Raw genomic sequence first — 20,913 nt, 5'->3', positions numbered from 1 at the left:
TAATAAAACAAAATACAATGAGTAAACTACATTTCACAACAAAAAGTGCGAACGAGGCTACCGTACAGCGTGACTGGTATGTTGTTGACGGTACTAATCAAACCGTAGGTCGCATAGCATCGAAGATCGCGGCTGTTCTTCGCGGTAAGAACAAAGCGTACTACACCCCACACGTAGATTGTGGAGACTATGTAATTGTTATTAACGCTGACAAAGTTGTTTTTACAGGCAACAAGATTGAGGACAAACAATACATCAACTTTTCGGGCTACCCTGGTGGTAAAAAAGAAGAAACAGCGAAAGACCTGTTGCGCCGCCGCCCCGAGGTGGTAATGGAAAGAGCGGTAAAAGGCATGTTACCTAAAAATCGTCTTGGCCGTAAAATGTACAAAAAGCTGTACGTGTATGCAGGTGACAAACACCCACATACTGCACAACAACCAAAGGCATTCAAATTCTAAACATTGCTTAAAGCCCAAAGCTTAAAGCCTAAAGCAAAATAAAAATGGAAAAGCAAAAGAACGCAGTTGGTCGCCGTAAAGAAGCGGTTACACGTGTTTTCATCAGCAAGGGTGAAGGCAAGATCACTGTAAACGACAAAAACTATAAAGAATATTTTTCACTGGCATATTTACAAAACCAGGTTGAAGCTCCGTTGAAAACAATTGAAGCTTTAGACAAATTTGATGTTCAGATCAATGCAGCAGGTGGTGGCATTAAAGGCCAGGCAGAAGCTGCAAAACTGGGTATTGCACGTGCGTTATTGGAGATTAATGCAGAATATCGCCCGGCTTTAAAAGCTGCAGGCTACCTGAAACGTGACCCACGTGGTGTTGAACGTAAGAAATTTGGTCATAAGAAAGCGCGTAGAAGCTACCAGTTCAGCAAACGTTAATACCAATACTGCAAGCTTTAAGCTTTATGCCTCAAGCTGCAGAAATGACAACTTAATTTTTAACAAAAGCCTACGGCTAGCAGCCCAAAGCTTAAAGCAAATAATAAAATGGAACAAAATACTTCTTTACAGCAACAGTTGCTCGAAGCAGGTGTACATTTTGGTCACCTCAAGAAGAAGTGGAACCCAAAGATGTTGCCTTACATCTTCGCAGAGAAGAAAGGTATTCACATCATTGATCTCAATAAAACTGTTGACGGTTTGCAGGAAGCTGCTGCTGCAATGAAACAGATTGCAAAAAGCGGCAAGAAGATCATGTTTGTAGCTACAAAAAAACAGGCTAAAGAAATCGTAAGCGAATGCGCCAAGAAAGTAAATATGCCGTATGCTACAGAGCGTTGGTTAGGTGGTATGCTTACCAACTTCAACACTGTGCGTAAAAGCGTTAAGAAAATGCAGAGCATTGAAAAAATGCTGAACGATGGCAGCGCTGAAAGCCTTACCAAGAAAGAGCGTTTAACGCTTAGCCGTGATAAGGATAAGATGGAAAAAGTGTTGGGTGGTATTGCCCAGCTTGGCCGTCTTCCTGCAGCATTGTTTATTGTGGATATTGGTCACGAGCATATTGCCCTTGCAGAAGCAAAACGCCTTGGCATTACCACTTTGGGTATGGTAGATACCAACTGCGATCCTAATAAAGTTGATTTCTCTATACCAGCGAATGATGATGCTACAAAGTCAATCGCCATCATTACCAACTATATTACCGCAGCCATTGCAGAAGGTTTGGCAGAACGCCAGGCATCTAAAGATGACGAAGTAGAAGAAACAGATAATGAAGCAGAAAGAAGAGCAGCACGTTTACAGGCTGAGGCAGAAGCTGAAACTGCACGCGGTGGCCGTGGTGGTCGTGGTGGCGGCGGTGCCGGTGCCGGCCGTGGCCCTGCAGGTGCTCCTAAACGTCGTGTACCAGGTGGTGCAAGCCGCAGACCCCAGGGTGGTGGCGCACCAGGCGGTGGCGGTGTTGGTGGCGGAAGAAGATAATCAAAGTCGCAAATAATAGTGGGTCAATAATCATTGTCATTTGTGAGGTGATTATTGACCCAACTTTTATACTACTATTGAGCTTCCGTTGCGTCGCACTCTTGTGCGTTCTGAAGTTTCTTCGGCAAACGATGCCTTTTCCCTAACCTTTATAAAAACTGTTAGTCCTTTGTGATGAAAAAAGCAATTTTAAGCGTATTACTTTTATCGTGCATCCTAATTGTAGCTGATATATTATCAGCTGGCGTTGACGGCGATAAGACAATTAAGGAAAGTATAACCTGGTTGTCAGTAACAGCCGCAATCATTACAAGCATAATAATCTATTTTATAGGAAAGTTGACTGGTATTTCATTTAAAGGTTCGAACAGCAAACAGAAATCAAATTCATAATTTTCAAATAACATTTTATGTCAACAGCAACAATAACTGCAGCAGACATCAATAAACTCCGCCAGGCAACCGGCGCAGGCATGATGGATTGCCGTAAGGCTCTAACAGAAACAGGTGGCGATTTTGAAGCTGCCATCGATTGGTTGCGCAAACAAGGTCAGAAAGTGGCTGCCAAACGCAGCGACCGTGAAGCAAAAGAAGGTGTTGTAATTGCTAAAACATCTTCGGATAATAAAGTTGGTTATGTGGTATGCATTAGCTGCGAAACAGATTTCGTTTCTAAAAACGCAGATTTCGTGGCATTTGCACAAAGCATAGCAGACGCAGCCGTTGCAAACGATGTAAAGAGCGCAGAAGAACTGAATGAAGTATCTGTAAACGGTGCAAAAGTTTCAGATCTTATCAATGATAAACTGGCTTCTATCGGTGAAAAAATTGGTGTAGCTAAATTTGAAAGAATTGAAGCGCCTTATGTAGCCTCTTATATTCACGGTGCAAACAGGATGGGTGTATTGGTTGGCCTTAGCAAGGAAGCCGCTGAAGCAGGTAAAGATGTAGCAATGCAGATTGCCGCAATGAACCCTGTTGCAGTTGATCCTGCAAGCGTACCTGCAGAAACAGTAGAACGCGAAAGAAACATTGTAATTGAAACAATGAAGCAGGATCCTAAAATGGCCGGCAAAACAGATGAAATGCTTGGCAAAATTGCAGAAGGCAAGCTAAATGCGTTCTTTAAAGAGCAAACGTTGCTTGCACAGGCATTTGTAAAAGATGCCGGCGTAAGCGTTGAAGCTTATTTAAAAAGTGTTGATCCTTCATTGAAAGTAACAGAATTCAAAAGAGTAGCGCTGGGATAATAAGTACAACTTTAAATTTTATAAAAAAGAGTAAACCTTGTGTTTACTCTTTTTTATTGTTTTAGTTTCGTCTGTATCCCAACCAAAATATGTTTATGAGATTGAACCTGCCACTGCTATTTACAGCCTGCATCATTTCCTTTTGCCTTGCCTGCTCTAAAACAGAAGAAACACCTGCACCTTCTGATGAAAAAACCTTTACATCTTTTTCGTTTACAATAACACAAAATGCTACGTTGCCGCAGGATATTGTTTGCGAGATTGAGAATGATACAATCTATGCGTTTGTTTTCTCCGGCACAGATATTACAAATCTTAAACCGTCATTTACAAGCAAGGCAACCGAAGTACTGATCGGAGATGTAAAGCAGGTGAGTAACCAGGCAGCACATGACTTTTCCCGTCTCATAACTTATACGGTAAAAGCGGCAGACGGCAGTGCAAAAAACTATGTGGTAAAGTTTAGCGATACAAAACTACCGGCACTGTATATCTCCACCAATAACGTTCCTATCGAAAGCAGGGATACATACATACCAGGTTATGTTACCATAAAAGAAAACATGAGTAGCGATAGCCTTTTTGGTGGTGAGATAGAGATAAAAGGGCGTGGCAATTCTACATGGGACATGCCTAAAAAACCATACAAGTTCAAGCTTGGCAAAAAAGCCGGTTTGCTTGGCATGAACGAAAGCAAACAATGGGTACTGCTGGCCAATTACGCTGATAAGTCTCTTGTAAGAAACGAAGTAGCCTTTGAGCTAAGTCGCCGTGCAGGGCTCGCTTACACACCTGCCGGAAAATATGTAGATGTAATACTGAATGGGAAATATATTGGTAATTATGAACTGGTTGAACAGATTGATGTTGGTGAACACAAAGTAAATATTCATGAACAGGAAGAAGGTGCCAATACATGGCCCGAAATTTCTGGTGGATATTTAACAGAAGTAGATGGCTTTGCGTTTACCGAAGCAGTAAACTTTTTGACAACGAGAGGTATGCCTGTTGCTGTACACTACCCGGATGATGATGAGATTACCGACGCACAAAAAATCTACATCACCAACCATTACAACAAATTTGAGGACAGTTTATTTTCTGACAACTTTACTGATATTAATAAAGGCTACCAGCAATACTTTGACCTTGATTCTTATGTGAACTATTACATCGTTAATGAAGTAATGGGTAATTCTGATATATTCTGGAGCACTTACATGTACAAAGACTATGGAAATGATAAAATGTATTCCGGACCAGTATGGGATTTTGATATTGCCGCAAATAACGATGACCGTATAGGAGATGCCGTAAACCGGCTGATGATTGACGCGGCACACGAACCTAAAATGTGGATAAACAGGCTAATGGAAGACCCCACATTCCGGAAAGCTGTTCGCGAAAGATGGAACATTGTTAAAGCCAATATAACCAGCATTCCTGCCTTTGTTGACGCGCTTGCCTTTCAGCTTCAATATTCACAAACAAAAAACTTTCAACGCTGGAATATTCTAAATCAAAAAGTTTACCGCAACTTCCAGGTGGCGGGATCTTATAAGGGAGAAACAGACTACCTGAAAAATTATCTTACAAACCGCATAACCTGGCTGGATGATGTATTCAATGGGCCACGGTTTGATTAAAGGCTTTACCAGTGGCATCAATAAGCAGCCAACACGTTTTTAAGATACTCCAGCGATGCAGGGTGACCATTCTTCCTGTCGCTCAAATGATATCTTGCCGGCTGATGCAATTGAGCTACCGGGTATTGCACAAAGCTTTCCATGTATTTATTGTTTACAAAAAAAGCATTTACGCCATTTACATTACAGCACACAAGCGTATAATGGAATTTTTCAAATAAGCTGCACCATGCTGTTAATGATGCTCCGAAATAATCACTGCCATTCCAGACACGGTTTGGATCATAACTACAAACAACAGCGGAGCCGGGTGGAAATTTTGCGTTGTATTCCACGCAAATTACTTTACAGGTAAGCCCACTTTCAAACATCGTTTTAAGAACATGGTAATCGTTACCATCTATATCCAAAGAGAAGAAGTCAATCTCGTCCGTTTGTAAAAACTGCTTGTAATGTGTATATAACTGTATAATGTTTTGAAGATCGATAAAGCGGTTTTCAAACAAAAATTTACCTGGGAATATTGTTTTTCCAAAGTAGCGGTTAAAGGCATTGTATTCGGTTTCAGAACCATCTACCCAAACACCTTTCCAGTCATTTAGCAGTAACCAATGCGTATTGTTTTCCCTGCCGTCTCCTGTACCGATTTCCAAAAAAGTTTTATTGCCACCTATCTTTCCAAACAGGAAATCTATAATGCCATCTTCATCTACCATGCTGTAAACTTTGTAGCCGTGCAGTACCGGATTCTCTGGCGTTCTTTGTTGTACATGTAGTAATATTTCTGCAATTTCTTTCTCAACAAAGTATTGCTTGATTGGTGTAAGCCTATTGTCTATTGCATTTACTAACCTGTTCTGGTTTGATTTTACCTGGTTTTTATAACGTTGTCTTAGCTTATTAAACATCCCGGTTTTTTACTAAAAATCGTCTTTTTTACCGGATACGTCAATTTAAACAGGATTATTTCTGTTCTTGTTACAGGCAGGCTTATGCTTCTGCCCTTATACCGTTTAAACTGCGCGTTGATGGGGAAAGCAGCATGCTGCAGTTGCCATAAAAACGGAACGCACAAGTGAGTGACACAACAGGTGATGCCATGAAAAGCAACTGCCGGGAGCACAAAAAAATCCCGTCTTACAAATAAGACGGGATATGTAAAAACTTCACACCAAATCATACTATTGAATAACCAATTTTTCTGTAGCGGTGCTGCCAGGTGTACTGATCTTTAACACATAAATTCCCCTGGCCAGCCGGGCAACAGGCACATTAATTTGCTGACCTGCAACAGCATTTATTACAGCAGAGCTGTAAACTATTTTGCCAGACAAATCCGAAAGCGTTAGCTGGAGGCCTTCTACATTTTCCTGCATATACAGCGCCGTGTTTTTATTAGCAGGATTCGGATACAACTGCCATTTAACTTTGTTATCAAATTTAACCGGAAGTGTTGCAGAATAGCGATAAGCACCATCGTTGTCTACCTGCTTTAACCTGTAGTAATTAATGGCGGCTGCCCTGCTGTCAGTATACGAGTAGCTTTTTACTGCGGTACCGGCCTGTGCATTTACTTTACCAATGGCAACAAAATTGTTTGCGTCTGAACTACGCTGTACTTCAAAGAAACTGTTGTTACTTTCTGCGCTGGTGCTCCAGTTCAATTGTACTGCCTGTGCAGAGGTTTTTTGCGCAGTAAAATTTAACAGATTAACCGGCAGCAATATATCTTTATTGGTGAACACGTAATAAGCTCCCGGAGGCAATGTTACATTAACCGTAGTTGAATTAATTGTGGCAACAGAATCGTTGAGGTAACTATACCAAACACCTGTAGCCGGGAATGTAACGGTGGCGGTTACAGTATTTACATCAAAATTGCCGTATACCACAACTTTTAGCGCATTATCAGAAACATTGAGCCATTTAACGGCGCCACTTAAATTGGAATTGATGGTACCCGTTGTAAATGTAGAAAGATAGGCTGGTGTATTTCTTAACCGCGCAAGGTTTGCATATACATCGTATAACGCTTTACGGTTTGCGTTACGGTAGTATTCCCATTTGATCGGTTTTGGATCGAGTTTTCTGTTACAATCTCCTTCTTCGCCGTTAGTAGACAAATAGCACCTGGAGTAATCATAGCCCAACTCGCCAAACTCCCAGATCATTTTCGGTCCCGGAACCATCATCATAAATGCGGCTGCCATGCCATTTCGTTTTAAACCGATGGCTGTGTCTCTTACATTATAAGCGCTGTTTCCATTGTTACCATATTTTTCGTTCTTGTACATTAATCTCTCTTCATCGTGGTTTTCCATAAAGCCTACCAATGCAGGTTTGGTCCATCCCTTTTTAGTATACAGAATGCTTTCAAAATTGGAGTTTCCCAACCATCCCATTGTGGCTTCCTGGAAATTGTATGTAGCCCTTGACCAAAGCATCATTCCATTGTCTGACAATTCTTTCTCTTCGGTGTTATCGCAAAAGTGCTCCAGTATTACATAGGCGTTGGCATTGGCCGTTTTTATCGTGCTGTTGTAAGCTTTCAGGATAGCAATACGGCTGGCATCATAAGCAGAAAACTGTTGATCTGTTGATGACTGCTTTTGCGTAAGTCCTTTGGTAAAATCGAGCCTGTAACCATCAATCCTGTAATTTTTTATCCAATGTTGCAGTACGCGGTTAAAGAACGATTTGGTATCTGCACTTTCGTGATTAAAGTCGTTGCCAAAACCAAAAGCAGTGGGCGCTACCGCATTGTACCACGGGTTATTGGCCGCAGGCCTGTTATTTGCCGCATCCCAATACATTTGTGCAAGTGGCGACTGGTTGTAGGTATGGTTAAGCACCATATCCATTATTACAGCCATACCCTGTTTGTGACATTCATCGATCAGTTGTTTAAGCGCCGCTTCTGTTCCATAATACTTATCCGGTGCAAAAAAGTAGCTTGGATTGTAACCCCAGCTGCTGTTGCCTTCAAACTCGTTAAACGGCATTAGTTCTATTGCATTTACGCCAAGCCTTTTTAAATAAGCCAGGGAGTCTTTCAGTGTTTGCCAGTTATGTGCGGCAACAAAATCCCTCAGCAATAACTCATAAATGATCAGGTTATTCCGGTCTGGCCCTGTAAAGTTGGTTACCTGCCAGTTGTAAGCCGGTTTGTTTGTTTGAAAGAGGCTTACAATACCGGTTGTTTTTCCTGCCGGGTAAGCTTTTAAATTGGGATAAGTAGCTGTTTCTATAAACGGATCATTGGCAGGATCAAGAATTTTTTCAGTGTAAGGGTCAGCAATTTTTAAATTGCCGTCTATAAGGTACTGAAAGGCATATTCTGTTCCGGGTGTAAGGCCTGTAAGCCTTATCCAGAAACGCTTAGAGTCCGGGGTAATGTTCATTAAACCTGCAGCACCCGCGACCCAGTTGTTGAAGTCGCCAATAGCAAATACATTCTTCTTGCCCGGTGCATATAAAACCAGTACTACTGACGTGTTACCTGCTTCGTAATTAATACCATCCTGCACACCGGCTGGTAACTCAGCTACATTGTTAGAAGGTATTACTACAAACTTTACCGAATCTTTTTTAACAGTATTACCGCTTGCAGATTCAGCAACGATCTGTTGATCTCCGGATACCGCAATGGTGGTAGTAACGGTAAGGGAAGTGTTTGCTGTAGTACCCAGTAAATTGCCGTTAAAGAAAATCTTTAATGTCCCTGCAGTGTTTTGCTTTGCAGTTATGGTCAGTGCATCACCCACTTTTTTTGAAACAGGTTCCGGAACCGGCACATAGGTTGGCTGTTTAAACGGCTCATCAATGCGTGCATTAACACCATTGTCGTAGACCGGAACATACATGTCTGAGCCATCTGTATTAGCCTGCTTTCTGTTACCGTCGCCAGACCTGAACAGAATGGCAATTTTCTGGATTGTTTCTGTGGCATCTGTAACACTAAAGAATGTTCTCAATCCGCCGTTGATCGTAAACTTCCATTTGTTGTTGCCCAGGTATTCGCAGCGTGCTGCCGTATTTGTGGTGGCCCAGGCAAATGGCACATGCTTCCAGTCAGACGAGCCCGAGCTTTTATTGGTAATAACACCTATGTGCACATATACGTCACCGGTAGGTGTGTAGTTGAGCAGGCCTTTGTTGCCAAAGCTTGCATCCATTGTAACCACGACGGGTGTAGATGATTCTTTTATAAAGTCGGGAGACCAGGTAAGTAACTGGGCTTTTGCAATGCATGAGAGTATTACAAAAGTAAAGAGTAGTACTTTTTTCATATAGCGATGTTAGTTTTAGCGAGTGAGCAGGCAAATATATGTGTAAAAAATACACATTAGCAAAAATCAGTAGTTCTTTTTTGCGGCGCAGGATGCAGGTTTCCAATGTGCAACCCCTGACCCATATTAATGTTAAATGATTTTACTCGCCTAACCTCCGGGAAATTTCGTCATTGATACGGTTGAAAAGATGTTCGGGTTTATAAACGCGCCAGTTGGTAATATCCATCAGTTCTACGTAGTAATTCAGTTTCTTTTTACGAAAATCATATTGCGTGGCCTCCGGCATGTCCAGCGCTACAATCCAGCCGCCTTCATCCGTCACCTCATCAAACCATTCCTGGTAATATTCCCTGTCGCTGCTGTGGAAGTTCAACACGTTTTCCGCAATCAGGATGAACTTCGTAATGCCCTGGACAAACAGCTTATCGGTCACTTCGCGTTTCAGCATCATAATATCATTTTCAATCGCATCGTTCCACTCTCCTATCAATTCTATTATTACAAACTGCTGCTCATAATCTGCGTACAAAATTTTCATGTATAATGTACGGCTGCCAAATTCATCCCACTGGGGATGTATGTAGTAATTATACACCACCTGAGAAAATTCAAACTCACTATAGGTGCGCCCAAAAAACGGTGATCGTGGATCTTCCTCCGCAGTATATAAATGACGCCAGTTGTAAAACGGTTCTATCTCATGCATAAGGTAAACTCCCTGCAAAATTAATGCAAATGCAAACGGCAGGCTTAAGTAGCCGGCAGCATTGCTACTATTTGGCTATTGTTGTGTCACTCACTTGTACATCCTGTCCATTATTCAGCAATGGTACAACGCCGCTTAACCAATCTGCCATCATTATGTTCATATGCGGGCAATATATTTGCACGCTTATTAAAGAAAATCTTCCCTGCATGCAACGGCCAATTATTTTTTTATGTCAGCCACCAAAATTAACACCGTGAAAAAGTTGTTATACCTGCTGCCTTTACTCATTGCTGTTGCCTGTAACAAATCTGCCACCTATTACAATACAGGACTGGCAGGCAAATGGCAGCTTACAGAATATTTTATAAGCCCCGGCGATGCAGGTGCCTGGCACCAGGCCACAGGCATTGAAACCATCACTTTCAACAGCGACAAATCTTTCGAAAGCTCTGATGGTGCATACAACAATGCCATCGGCTTTACCATTATCGATAGTGCGAAACTGGCGTTCATACTGCCCACACAAATGCCTTCTACCATGGAATGTTATTATACCATACAGGATAACGGTGCCACACTTATTCTTTCGCCGGTTGGTTGTATAGAAGGCTGCTCCAATAAATACAAAGCCGTAAAAAACGGCAGCAATTAGTTTTTATAATCCACAGTTTGCGCACAAAATATACCGCCCAAAAAATCATGGTGCATAGTTTTCTTACCTTGCAGCCATGCAACAGTATTTAGACCTGCTTCAGCATATTGTAGATAACGGCAGCACAAAAACTGACCGTACAGGAACCGGAACCACCAGTTGTTTTGGCTACCAGATGCGTTTTGATCTGCAAAAAGGTTTTCCGCTGGTAACCACAAAAAAGGTTCATATGAAAAGTATCATCTATGAACTGCTGTGGTTTTTAAAAGGTGAAACAAACATCAGGTACCTGAAAGAACACAACGTAAGTATATGGGATGAGTGGGCCGATGCAAATGGCGAACTGGGCCCGGTTTATGGCAAACAATGGCGCAGCTGGGAAGGGAAAGATGGTGTGGTGATAGACCAGATCAGTGAAGCCATCAGGCAGATAAAAAATACACCAGACAGCCGGCGCATTATTGTAAGTGCATGGAATGTGGCCGATCTTCCAAAAATGGCGCTGATGCCTTGCCATACCATTTTCCAGTTTTATGTTGCAGATGGTAAACTGAGTTGCCAGTTGTACCAGCGCAGCGCAGATGTGTTCCTGGGTGTTCCGTTCAATATTGCTTCTTATGCATTGCTTACCATGATGGTGGCACAGGTTTGCGATCTTGCACCCGGCGATTTTGTACACACATTTGGCGATGTACATATCTACAGCAATCATATGGAGCAGGTGCAACTGCAATTGAGCAGAACACCTTACGAGTTGCCAACCATGAAGCTGAACCCAGCGGTAAAAAATATTTTCGATTTTAATTTCGAAGATTTTACACTGGAAAATTACCAGTCGCACCCCGCTATAAAAGCACCTGTTGCGGTGTAGGGTCGCTCTTCCATGCAATGAACAACAGGTATAATTTTATCTTTTCGTTCATTGCTTATTATTCACTGTTAATGATGCTTTGTATGATTCTTACGCATGTGGTAGCGGCAGCGGCCAACAACGCCATTGGAAAAGATAACCAGTTGCTGTGGCACCTGCCAAACGATCTTAAATTTTTTAAAAATATTACATGGGCCATGCCGGTGGCCATGGGCAGGAAATCCTTTGAATCGCTTGGCAACAAACCGCTGAATGGCCGCTTCAACATTATTATTACACGCAACAAGGCATTTACCGCGAAAGATAGTGTGGTGGTTCACAACTTTGATGACGCCATCTTTATTGCGCAACAGAACGATTACAAAGAACTGATGATACTTGGTGGTGGCGAAATTTATAAGCAATCAATAAACATTGTTGATAAGATCTATATTACGCGTGTGCACGCCACATTTGAAGATGCTGATGCTTTTTATCCTGTCATCGATGAAAGCAAATTCAGACTGGTTTCTAACCAGGATTTTTTTGCAGATGAGAAACATGCATACGATTACAGTTTTCAGTTATGGGAAAAACAATGATGACGAACTGTAATTTTATACCTCGTAATAAAGGTGCTACTCATTTACCGCTTACGCGTGTGCGTGCCTCGAAAAAATAATGTAGGTTGAAAAGTGCTGAGTTATTTGTTGCCGCACAAGTGAGTGACACAACAGGCGTTGATAGTAGTAATGCTGCCGGCCCCCCAATAACATGCGAAAAAACTACGCCTGGCGATACAATAAAAGCCACGACATGCGTGGCTTTTATTGTATCGTTTTATACGCTTTTAAATAAACTTCAGAACGGCTTCACCCATTGCTGCTGTGCCCAGCATATTTTCGGGCGTGGTAGCTGCATCTGCAATATCTCTTGTGCGGTAACCCTCTTTCAACACTTTATCTACTGCGCTTATTACAAGCTCAGACTCTTCTTTCATGCCGAAAGAAATATCGAGCAGCAATGCTGCGGACAAAATGGAAGCCAGCGGGTTGGCCACGCCTTTGCCGGTAATGTCATGCGCAGAACCGTGTATGGGTTCATATACGCCCGTACCATCGCCAATGGATGCTGAAGCGAGCATGCCCATAGAACCTGCGATCTGCGATGCTTCGTCTGTAAGAATATCGCCAAACAGGTTTGCGGTAACCACCACATCGAACCTGCGCGGGTCTTTGATCAGCAGCATGGCCGTTGCATCTACAAACTGGTGCTCTACTTCCACATCAGGATATTCTTTTGCAATTTGCTGTACTACCTCTCTCCACAAACGACTTGTTTCAATTACGTTGGCTTTGTCTACCGAGCAAAGCTTTTTTCTTCTTGTTCGAGCGGCATCGAATGCTTTGCGTGCTATGCGCTCTACTTCGTAGCGGCTGTATTCTGCAATATCGTACGCGGTATCACCATTGTTCTTCCTGCCTTTTTCCCCGAAGTAAATATCGCCTGTCAGCTCACGGAAAAAAAGTATGTCTGCGCCTTTGAGTATTTCAGGTTTTATGCTGGATGCACCGAGCAGTTCATCAAACAATTTTATCGGCCGCAGGTTGGCATACAAGCCAAGCTCTTTACGCATTTTCAACAAACCCTGTTCGGGTCTTACCTTGGCAGAAGGATCGTTGTCATATTTAGGGTGGCCCACTGCGCCAAATAAAACGGCATCTGACTTACGCATTTTTTCCAGCGATTCATCCGGCAGGGGATTGCCTGTTGCTTCGATGGCCACATGACCGATCAGGGCTTCATCATACGAAAATGTATGGCCAAATTTTTCCGCGATTTTGTCGAGTACTTTTTTACCAACTGCCGTTACTTCCTGTCCTATTCCGTCTCCGGGAACGATTAGAATGTGTTTATTCATTTTTTATAGTTTAGGCAACAAGGCACTGTGGCACTTAGGCACTTAGTGATGTTGCGTTACTTATCTTAGTTAATCTTTTTTATTAATGAAAATGTCATGACTTCCAGCTCACTTGTTTTAGCAAGCAAATCTTTAAATACATCGTGCAAAAGGGATTTAAGGTTAAACGCGATTTCCGGTTGGGTTTGTAACTCAAATGAAGACGCCACCGCTATTTGCAAAAATCGTTTATAATCTCCCGAAGATTTCCGTCTATAACCTTCCGCAATATTACTTGGTGTAGATACAGCGCATCTCCTCATTTGATTTGTTAATCCGTAAAGTTCTGATGAGGGAAAATCAGCTGTAACCGAATACATTTCTGTTACCAAAGTCATAGACTTTTGCCAAATTATCAAATCTCTGAAAGTTTTGATACCAGCCATACTCATTTGCCTTAGTGCCTTGTTGCCTTAATGCCTTGTTGTCTCAAATAATATTCAGCATTTTTTGCGTGGCCTTTATGGCCGATACAGTCTGATCGCTATCAAGACCACGGGTTTTAAATTCTTTGCCATTGTGCATCCAGGTAATAATCGTTTCACATAAAGCGTCTGTTTTTCCACCCGGAGGTATGTGCACTTCATAATCTGTAAGGAAAGGAAGTACAATATTCTTCCTGATGTACACTCTTTTCAGCGCATTCATAAAAGCATCATACTGGCCGTCGCCCTGTGCATGCTCTTCAAAAAATTCGCCTTCGAAATTGATCTTCAGCGTGGCAGACGGCCGCAAACCCTGTGAATGTGTAAGGGCGTAATTTTCAATCTTCACTTTTTCATCAATAGAATTACTGTCGAGCACATCTGAGATAATGTATGGCAGATCGGCCTGTGTTACAGTTTCTTTCCTGTCGCCCAGCTCTATAATTCTTTGTGTTACTTTTTTAAGATCTTCATCAGACAACTGAATACCCAGTTGCTGCAGGTTGTTTTCTATATTGGCCTTACCGCTTGTTTTACCCAATGCGTATTTACGTTTTCTGCCAAACCGTTCCGGCAAAAGATCGTTGTAGTACAGGTTATTTTTCTTATCACCATCTGCATGTATGCCTGCTGTTTGGGTAAAAACATTCTCGCCCACTACAGGTTTGTTTACCGGTATTCTAAAACCCGAAAAGTTCTCCACCAGCTTACTCACTTTATACAATTCTTCTTCCACCACAGATGTACGCACATCTTTTACATAATCATTCAACACTGCTACTGCGCTTGCCAGCGGTGCATTACCGGCACGCTCACCCATACCGTTTACGGTAAGGTGCAAACCGTGTACGCCTGCTTTCACTGCTTCCAGCACATTGGCAGTACCAAGATCATAATCGTTGTGTGCATGAAAATCGAAATGTACAGCCGGGTACCTGTTTACGATCTCGTGCAGGTATTCGTATGTTTCTGATGGTGTAAGTACACCCAGTGTATCAGGTAGTAAGATTCTTTTGACAGGTTGCGCAGACAAAAAGTCCAGGTAAGCAAAAACATAGTCTTTAGAATGGCGCATACCATTGCTCCAGTCTTCGAGATATACATTGCATTCAATCCCTTTTTTATTAGCGAGTGCAACTACCGCACCCACTTCATCAAAATGTTGTTGCGGCGTTTTTTTTAACTGGTGCGTTAAATGGTTAAGAGAACCTTTGGTAAGCAGGTTCATTACTTTGGCGCCTGCTTCCAGCATCCAGTTAATGGATACTTCCCCGTCTACAAAAGTGAGTACTTCAACTTTATCAATAAAGCCATTGGCTGCCGCCCATTCAGTAATTTTTTTTACTGCCTGGAACTCACCTTCCGAGACACGTGCAGAAGCAACTTCTATACGATCAACTTTTAACTCGGTAAGCAGAAGCTGGGCAATCGTAAGCTTCTCAGATGCGGAGAAAGATACACCACTGCTTTGTTCACCATCACGCAGCGTGGTATCCATTATTTCCAGGTGGCGCTGTTTGGTTAGTACTGCATCTCTTAACAGAGCTGCATCTGTTGTTGGCTGTGTTAATGTTGTCATTGTCACTTTATTCGTTCTTGGGCAATCCTTTTTTTTATGTATGTGCAGGCATTTGTACAGGTGGCATCGCCGGTTGTGTCACTCACTTGTGCGTCCGGAACTTTTATGGGCAACGAAGCATGGGCAGCAGAAGCGTAAGCGTTATACCCTTCCTTTCCTGTTAGTCATCATGTCTGATCTTCTATCATCACCGGCTTCGGTCTTCGCTTTTGCCTGGTAATGATTCTTTGGCTGAAGAGTGCGACGCAACAGGTGCTTCATACATATTCTACTGCCGGGTTCATAAAAATATCTCCGGATACACAACGGGTTTAATACAGGCTTGAGGTTGCAAATGTCGCAATCTCTTCTTTGATATTTTGCAGGTAGTCGATATCATCAAAGCCATTCATCATGTTATGTTTTTTATAGCCGTTGATGGCAAATGATTCAGCTTCGCCGGTTGCCAGTATAATGATCTTTTGTTCGGCCAGGTTTACTTCCAGTGCTGTTTTAGGATCTGCTTCAATAGCGGTGAATATTTTTTCAAGAAAACCGGCGCTTACAGTTACCGGCAGTATGCCAATATTGAGTGCATTACCTTTAAAAATATCTGCAAAAAAGCTGCTTACCACGCAGCGAAAACCGTAGTCGTACAGTGCCCACGCGGCGTGCTCGCGGCTGCTGCCGCTGCCAAAGTTTTTACCGGCCACCAGTATTTTACCTTCGTAAATGGGATTGTTTAACACAAAATCCTGCTTTGGTGTATCGTCGTTATTGTAGCGCCAGTCGCGAAAAAGATTATCGCCAAAACCTTTGCGTTCTGTAGCTTTCAAAAAACGGGCAGGAATGATCTGGTCTGTATCAACATTCTCAATGGGCATTGGAACTGCTGAACTTGTTAATACCGTGAATTTATCGTAAGCCATATCTAAAGCTTTGGGCTACAGGCATTCAGCGATATGCTTTAATGCCTTAGCTTTCGTTTGTGATGATTTATTAAATGAAAAAGCTTTGCCTGATGAGCAGTGCTTAAAACTTACAGCTTTGCCTTTTATGCTTCCAGCAACTCTCTGGGGTCTGTAACAACGCCTGTAACGGCGGCAGCGGCGGCTACCAGCGGACTTGCCAATAATGTCCTGGCGCCGGGGCCTTGTCTGCCTTCAAAATTCCTGTTACTTGTACTTACCGCGTATTTACCAGCCGGAATTTTATCATCGTTCATGGCAAGACATGCCGAGCAGCCAGGCTGGCGCAGCTGAAAACCTGCTTCTGTTAGTATATCGAGTATGCCTTCTTCTTTTATCTGCTGCTCTACTATGTGTGAGCCCGGTACGATCCATGCAGTAACGTTGTCTGCTTTTTTCCTGCCTTTTACAATAGAAGCAAATGCCCGAAAATCTTCAATACGGCCATTGGTGCAACTACCGATAAACACATAGTCAACTTTTTTGCCCAGCATAGCTTCATCTTCATTAAAGCCCATGTAGCCAAGTGATTTCTCGTAAGTGGCTTTGCCACCACCTGCGGCTTCAGCCGTAGGAATGTGCTTTGTAATACCAATGCCCATACCCGGGTTAGTACCGTAGGTAATCATCGGTTCAATATCTGCTGCGTCGAAATTGTATTCCAGGTCGAAAGTGGCGCCTTCATCTGTTTTCAGGGTTTTCCAGTATGCAAGTGCCTTGTCCCATGCTTCACCTTTTGGTGCTTTTTCACGACCCTTTATATATGCAAACGTTGTTTCGTCAGGTGCAATCATACCACCACGGGCACCCATCTCTATACTCATGTTACATACAGTCATTCTGCCTTCCATGGTCATGTTGCGGAAAACATCCCCGGCATATTCTACAAAATAGCCGGTAGCGCCAGCGGTTGTAAGTTTTGAAATAATATAAAGGATTACATCTTTTGGCAGTACGCCTTTATTAAGTGTTCCATTTACATTAATACGCATCTTCTTTGGCTTTGGCTGCATGATACACTGGGAGGTCAGTACCATTTCAACTTCGGATGTACCGATACCAAAAGCAATGGCGCCAAATGCACCATGGGTTGATGTATGAGAATCGCCACAAACGATGGTCATGCCCGGCAGTGTTATACCATTCTCGGGGCCAACAACGTGTACAATACCATTCTTTGGGTTATTAAGCCCCCAATGAGAGATGCCGTATTTGGCGGAGTTGCGCTCCAGTGCCGCAAGCTGGTTGGCAGACAAAGGATCTTTAACCGGCTTATCCTGGTTTATGGTAGGCGTATTATGGTCTGCAGTAGCAAATGTTCTTTCAGGAAAAAGTACACTCAAACCTCTTTGCTCCAGGCCGAGAAATGCTACGGGGCTGGTTACTTCATGAATGAAATGGCGGTCGATAAAAAACACATCAGGACCATCTTCAATTTTACGCACCACATGTGCATCCCACACTTTATCAAAAAGGGTGTTGGCAGATTTGCTCATTTTGCAATCTTTTAAAAAGTTAGTTGAGAAATATCTAAGAGGCAGGCAGCGCGAATTTCGCAAAAAATAGGGTAAAAAGGTTTATCGTACTGATTTTTATTTAAATATCACAAATGAATGATTGTTAGCAAAAAATAAAAAAGCAACAGCGGCCGCTGTTGCTTTTACATAAAACAGATGTTATGCTATCTTACTATTACCAGTCTTGTACTACCCAGTATGTTTGCGCCATTTAGTACACTTACATCGTATAAACCTTTATAAAGATCTGCTACCGCAAGCTCTACCTGCTGATCACCTTTCTCCAGGTAAACCGGCGCTTTTACATATACCGTTTTGCCTGTGGCATCGGTAATTTTTATTGTTACAGGTTGCGACGCGGTAAGCCGGAACCGTACGGTTGTTTTAAAATTTGCTGGGTTGGGCGTTGCAGTAATGTGCAACTCATTGGCAACAGGTTTTACTGTATGTATGGCTTCTTTTTTAAGAATTAAACCTCCGTCTCCGGCAATATAACCAAGTTCTTCATTAACCATGTATATGGCATTCAACACCGCTTTACCCGCGTATTCGGGCTTCCAGTTTTTGCCGAAGTTGGCAGACCGGTACACATGGCCTTTATCGCCAACGGCATAGGCAATGCCTGTTTTAAAAAAACGACAAGCATTCAGCCTGCCGGGAAAAGAAGGCACAAATACTTTTGCATTGAAATGCCATTGGGGACCGCTCAATTCCTGCCGCAAACGAAAATTGCTAAGCATGATAAGCTGGCTTGAATCTCCCGGCAAAAAGCGGTTGTAAAAGTTTGTAAACATAAAAGCAGTATCAGCATTTACAAAATCCATGGTGCTGAAACCATTGGCATTGGGAAAGTCGAAAGGAAAACTGCCATACCATGTTTTACCACTGTCTGCGGTGCGTATAAACTCGGCAGAATAAGTAAACGCGCCTGAAATATTACCACCAATCATGCCGGCGGCCTCGTTTGCAAAACTGATATAGTTATAAGCGCTGGTATTATTGATGTCTTTTACTGACGACCATTTTTTTCCTTTGTTGTTACTTTGGTAAATACTGTCGCCAATGGCAAACACTCTTTTTGCTGGTGTGCCTGCTGCATACAAACCTGCCGGCGCACTCAATGTTCTAACCCATGTAATGCCGCCATCCTGTGAGCGGTAAACAGCGGGTACATTTTCATAGCTTGATGTAGTGACGATCACAACTGCGCTGTCGACCAGCGTTACAGAAGTAAGATTGTCTTTAGATGGAAAATTCATTTGCTCCCAGTTGCGGCCACCGTTTTTTGTTCGTAGTAGTGTACCGCCATCTCCTGCGGCATAGCCTGTTCTTTCGTTGTAAAAACGGATTGCTGTTAAATTGTTCTTCACCGGTGTTTGTTGCTGCACCCACTGACCAAAGCAAAAATGGGTGAAGCCCGCAAGCAGGAGCGTTAGCAGATTGGCCTTCATAATTTGTGTGTTTGATTGAGATGCTGTACGAAGCAAGCATTGCATTCGTTGGCATGCAGCACAAAAATTATTTAAGCGCTTATATAATTTTTGCAGATGCCTGCATAAAATGTGGCAGGTTAAACACAGCCGCGCAGCATATGCCGAAGCGCATACAGGACGTACAAGTGAGTGACACAACGATGCACAATAGCAGCAATGCAGCCGGTTACAAAAAATCAGATTTTTTTATGTTTCCATTTACCACTGCGCAGGTAAATGAATGCAGGCGTAAACATGCAGCACCAATACACCCACTCTGCTGTCCAGCCGTACTGTATTGGCAGGAAAAGTTTTTCAAGAATCAACCAGGCATACATGCTGTAAATGGTAATTGCGGCAAACTCTATTAACAGGTTAACTTTTGTGTTGCCGGTGCCAATAACCGCATTTAGCCACACGGTTCCAAATGCCATCATAATAAGTGCGACAGATACAATTCGTACAACCGGCACAGCTTCGGCAATAAAATCATCGCCCTGCCCATAAACCTGTAAGAGAAAAGACGGGGCAATATTGAGCAGTAAAAAAATGATCAGTGCAAATGAAACACTCAGTTTTGTAATCTTTACCACAAGCTCTATAACACGCTCATGCAAACCTTGCCCAATGATATTACTGACCATTGTAGTAGAAGCTGCTGCAAACGCCCAGGTAATGCAACCAAACAAACCGAAAATATTGCGCATGGTGTTTGAAATAGCAAGGGCACGGTCTCCGTGGTGTTCTACCAGCATGTAAAAAAACTCCCAGCTTCCAACACTGATGACATACTGCAAAATGAGTGGCAGCGACTGGTTGGAAATAAGGCGGATAGTGGCAGGATTGAAAGAGTGTTTGGCAAACATATTCAGCCCGTCTGCCACGCCTTTTTTGTGTATTACAAAAAACATGACCAGTAAGCCGGCAGCTTCTGCAATGATAGAGGCGATTGCCGCACCATTAAAACCCAGTTCGGGCAAGCCAAAATGCCCATAGATAAGCGCATAGTCGAGCAGGATGTTTGTAAGCGTTTCAGCAAGCGTGCCCCATATCAGCCATTTGCTTTGATTTGTACCAACCAGTAATGCATTGCGCATCTGGTACAGGTATAAAAACGGCAAACCCCATATTCTTATATACAGGAAACGCACTGCCATATCTATGTTTACAGCATCGTGCAATGCAAACCTGAAAATAACGGGTGCCAGCAGATACGTAACCAATATGCTAAAGACCGAAATAACCATGGTAATACGTATACCGTGGTTAAACAGGTTACCAATCTCGTGCAGGCGGTTCTCTCCTGCACGCCTGGCAATGAGTGCCTGCAACCCGTTGTTGAGGCCAAAACCCATTACTGCAAAAACAAGGTAATAAACGCCCGTAATACCAGCTACTGCCAGCGGCTGTTCGCCAAGGCCACCAAGAAAAATATTGTTGGTGATGAAGTTTACCTGTGGTACAAGAATAGATGCAGCAATAGGCAGTGCAATTTTTAAAATTTGCCTGTTGCTTACTTCAACTTTCAGGTTTTTATTTGTGGCAACTGCATCCATACAAGGGGTTGCAAATGTACAACGGTGCCGTGCATTCATCAAAACACGTATGGTGTGTATAATTATTTTTATGTTACCGGCTGTGGTACATATGGCATCGCCTGTTGCCACGCTCGGTT

At 42.8% G+C, this 20,913-nt stretch carries 18 protein-coding genes; 8 read left to right on the top strand and 10 right to left on the bottom strand.

Annotated elements, in window-relative coordinates; genetic code table 11:
• Positions 1–17 precede the first annotated feature (17 nt).
• The 5 genes from rplM to I5907_RS09675 all read left to right on the top strand — a co-directional run bounded on the left by rplM (position 18) and on the right by I5907_RS09675 (position 4,835).
• Positions 18–461, top strand: a complete 444-nt coding sequence (rplM, locus tag I5907_RS09695; RefSeq protein WP_196990511.1) for a 50S ribosomal protein L13 — start codon at positions 18–20, stop codon at positions 459–461.
• Positions 462–505: 44 nt separating this feature from the next.
• Complete coding sequence (gene rpsI / locus I5907_RS09690; RefSeq protein ID WP_196990510.1) at positions 506–895, top strand: 30S ribosomal protein S9; 390 nt, start codon at positions 506–508, stop codon at positions 893–895.
• Positions 896–1,003: 108 nt separating this feature from the next.
• Entirely contained in the window at positions 1,004–1,939 is a 936-nt protein-coding gene (gene rpsB / locus I5907_RS09685) for a 30S ribosomal protein S2 (protein ID WP_196990509.1), read from the top strand.
• 410 nt (positions 1,940–2,349) lie between these two features.
• The gene (gene tsf / locus I5907_RS09680; protein ID WP_196990508.1) at positions 2,350–3,189 is read left to right on the top strand and encodes a translation elongation factor Ts; all 840 of its coding nucleotides are present in this window, start codon (positions 2,350–2,352) and stop codon (positions 3,187–3,189) included.
• A gap of 95 nt (positions 3,190–3,284) precedes the next feature.
• Positions 3,285–4,835 carry a CotH kinase family protein gene (locus I5907_RS09675; RefSeq protein ID WP_196990507.1) on the top strand — a complete coding sequence of 517 codons (1,551 nt, stop codon included), beginning with the start codon at positions 3,285–3,287 and terminating at the stop codon, positions 4,833–4,835.
• A 17-nt stretch (positions 4,836–4,852) separates the two neighbouring features.
• On the opposite strand, the gene I5907_RS09670 is transcribed toward I5907_RS09675, so the two are convergent.
• From I5907_RS09670 to I5907_RS09660, 3 genes are all read right to left on the bottom strand, one after another.
• Positions 4,853–5,743 carry a hypothetical protein gene (locus tag I5907_RS09670; RefSeq protein ID WP_196990506.1) on the bottom strand — a complete coding sequence of 297 codons (891 nt, stop codon included), beginning with the start codon at positions 5,741–5,743 and terminating at the stop codon, positions 4,853–4,855.
• A 273-nt stretch (positions 5,744–6,016) separates the two neighbouring features.
• Positions 6,017–9,124: an alpha-amylase family glycosyl hydrolase gene (locus I5907_RS09665; RefSeq protein ID WP_196990505.1), complete on the bottom strand. Its 3,108-nt coding sequence runs from the start codon at positions 9,122–9,124 to the stop codon at positions 6,017–6,019.
• Between the two features lie 142 nt (positions 9,125–9,266).
• On the bottom strand, positions 9,267–9,833 hold the full coding sequence (locus I5907_RS09660) for a hypothetical protein (protein ID WP_196990504.1): 567 nt from the start codon (positions 9,831–9,833) through the stop codon (positions 9,267–9,269).
• 256 nt (positions 9,834–10,089) lie between these two features.
• Here I5907_RS09660 and I5907_RS09655 point away from each other — a divergent pair, with 256 nt between their 5' ends.
• The 3 genes from I5907_RS09655 (at position 10,090) to I5907_RS09645 (ending at position 11,940) form a co-directional block, all read left to right on the top strand.
• Complete coding sequence (locus I5907_RS09655; protein ID WP_196990503.1) at positions 10,090–10,488, top strand: hypothetical protein; 399 nt, start codon at positions 10,090–10,092, stop codon at positions 10,486–10,488.
• A gap of 76 nt (positions 10,489–10,564) precedes the next feature.
• Positions 10,565–11,359, top strand: coding sequence for a thymidylate synthase (locus tag I5907_RS09650; RefSeq protein ID WP_196990502.1), 795 nt, complete (start codon positions 10,565–10,567; stop codon positions 11,357–11,359).
• Positions 11,360–11,442: 83 nt separating this feature from the next.
• Positions 11,443–11,940 (top strand): dihydrofolate reductase, encoded by a 498-nt coding sequence (locus I5907_RS09645; protein ID WP_196990501.1) that lies wholly within the window; start codon positions 11,443–11,445, stop codon positions 11,938–11,940.
• Positions 11,941–12,188: 248 nt separating this feature from the next.
• Here the strand turns inward: I5907_RS09645 and leuB are convergent, their stop codons facing one another.
• The 7 genes from leuB to I5907_RS09610 all read right to left on the bottom strand — a co-directional run bounded on the left by leuB (position 12,189) and on the right by I5907_RS09610 (position 20,794).
• Positions 12,189–13,259 carry a 3-isopropylmalate dehydrogenase gene (leuB, locus tag I5907_RS09640; protein WP_196990500.1) on the bottom strand — a complete coding sequence of 357 codons (1,071 nt, stop codon included), beginning with the start codon at positions 13,257–13,259 and terminating at the stop codon, positions 12,189–12,191.
• A 65-nt stretch (positions 13,260–13,324) separates the two neighbouring features.
• Positions 13,325–13,684 (bottom strand): four helix bundle protein, encoded by a 360-nt coding sequence (locus I5907_RS09635; RefSeq protein WP_196990499.1) that lies wholly within the window; start codon positions 13,682–13,684, stop codon positions 13,325–13,327.
• Positions 13,685–13,727: 43 nt separating this feature from the next.
• Positions 13,728–15,302 (bottom strand): alpha-isopropylmalate synthase regulatory domain-containing protein, encoded by a 1,575-nt coding sequence (locus I5907_RS09630; RefSeq protein WP_231402012.1) that lies wholly within the window; start codon positions 15,300–15,302, stop codon positions 13,728–13,730.
• 311 nt (positions 15,303–15,613) lie between these two features.
• Positions 15,614–16,210 carry a 3-isopropylmalate dehydratase small subunit gene (gene leuD, locus I5907_RS09625; protein ID WP_196990498.1) on the bottom strand — a complete coding sequence of 199 codons (597 nt, stop codon included), beginning with the start codon at positions 16,208–16,210 and terminating at the stop codon, positions 15,614–15,616.
• 125 nt (positions 16,211–16,335) lie between these two features.
• Positions 16,336–17,745 carry a 3-isopropylmalate dehydratase large subunit gene (gene leuC, locus I5907_RS09620; RefSeq protein WP_196990497.1) on the bottom strand — a complete coding sequence of 470 codons (1,410 nt, stop codon included), beginning with the start codon at positions 17,743–17,745 and terminating at the stop codon, positions 16,336–16,338.
• A 185-nt stretch (positions 17,746–17,930) separates the two neighbouring features.
• Complete coding sequence (locus I5907_RS09615) at positions 17,931–19,217, bottom strand: YCF48-related protein (RefSeq protein WP_196990496.1); 1,287 nt, start codon at positions 19,215–19,217, stop codon at positions 17,931–17,933.
• 218 nt (positions 19,218–19,435) lie between these two features.
• The gene (locus I5907_RS09610) at positions 19,436–20,794 is read right to left on the bottom strand and encodes an MATE family efflux transporter (RefSeq protein ID WP_196990495.1); all 1,359 of its coding nucleotides are present in this window, start codon (positions 20,792–20,794) and stop codon (positions 19,436–19,438) included.
• Positions 20,795–20,913 lie beyond the last annotated feature (119 nt).

Origin of the sequence: Panacibacter microcysteis (assembly GCF_015831355.1) — a bacterium.
GTDB classification, from domain to species: Bacteria; Bacteroidota; Bacteroidia; order Chitinophagales; family Chitinophagaceae; genus Panacibacter; species Panacibacter microcysteis.
This window is presented reverse-complemented; position numbering and strand designations above follow the sequence as displayed.

Excerpts from the sequence above, each read along its gene's own strand:
- rplM (WP_196990511.1), top strand. The coding sequence starts at position 18 with ATGAGTAAACTACATTTCACAACAAAAAGTGCGAACGAGGCTACCGTA.
- rpsI (WP_196990510.1), top strand. The coding sequence starts at position 506 with ATGGAAAAGCAAAAGAACGCAGTTGGTCGCCGTAAAGAAGCGGTTACA.
- rpsB (WP_196990509.1), top strand. The coding sequence starts at position 1,004 with ATGGAACAAAATACTTCTTTACAGCAACAGTTGCTCGAAGCAGGTGTA.
- tsf (WP_196990508.1), top strand. The coding sequence starts at position 2,350 with ATGTCAACAGCAACAATAACTGCAGCAGACATCAATAAACTCCGCCAG.
- I5907_RS09675 (WP_196990507.1), top strand. The coding sequence starts at position 3,285 with ATGAGATTGAACCTGCCACTGCTATTTACAGCCTGCATCATTTCCTTT.
- I5907_RS09670 (WP_196990506.1), bottom strand. The coding sequence starts at position 5,743 with ATGTTTAATAAGCTAAGACAACGTTATAAAAACCAGGTAAAATCAAAC.
- I5907_RS09665 (WP_196990505.1), bottom strand. The coding sequence starts at position 9,124 with ATGAAAAAAGTACTACTCTTTACTTTTGTAATACTCTCATGCATTGCA.
- I5907_RS09660 (WP_196990504.1), bottom strand. The coding sequence starts at position 9,833 with ATGCATGAGATAGAACCGTTTTACAACTGGCGTCATTTATATACTGCG.
- I5907_RS09650 (WP_196990502.1), top strand. The coding sequence starts at position 10,565 with ATGCAACAGTATTTAGACCTGCTTCAGCATATTGTAGATAACGGCAGC.
- I5907_RS09645 (WP_196990501.1), top strand. The coding sequence starts at position 11,443 with ATGATTCTTACGCATGTGGTAGCGGCAGCGGCCAACAACGCCATTGGA.
- leuB (WP_196990500.1), bottom strand. The coding sequence starts at position 13,259 with ATGAATAAACACATTCTAATCGTTCCCGGAGACGGAATAGGACAGGAA.
- I5907_RS09635 (WP_196990499.1), bottom strand. The coding sequence starts at position 13,684 with ATGGCTGGTATCAAAACTTTCAGAGATTTGATAATTTGGCAAAAGTCT.
- I5907_RS09630 (WP_231402012.1), bottom strand. The coding sequence starts at position 15,302 with ATGACAACATTAACACAGCCAACAACAGATGCAGCTCTGTTAAGAGAT.
- leuD (WP_196990498.1), bottom strand. The coding sequence starts at position 16,210 with ATGGCTTACGATAAATTCACGGTATTAACAAGTTCAGCAGTTCCAATG.
- leuC (WP_196990497.1), bottom strand. The coding sequence starts at position 17,745 with ATGAGCAAATCTGCCAACACCCTTTTTGATAAAGTGTGGGATGCACAT.
- I5907_RS09615 (WP_196990496.1), bottom strand. The coding sequence starts at position 19,217 with ATGAAGGCCAATCTGCTAACGCTCCTGCTTGCGGGCTTCACCCATTTT.
- I5907_RS09610 (WP_196990495.1), bottom strand. The coding sequence starts at position 20,794 with ATGGATGCAGTTGCCACAAATAAAAACCTGAAAGTTGAAGTAAGCAAC.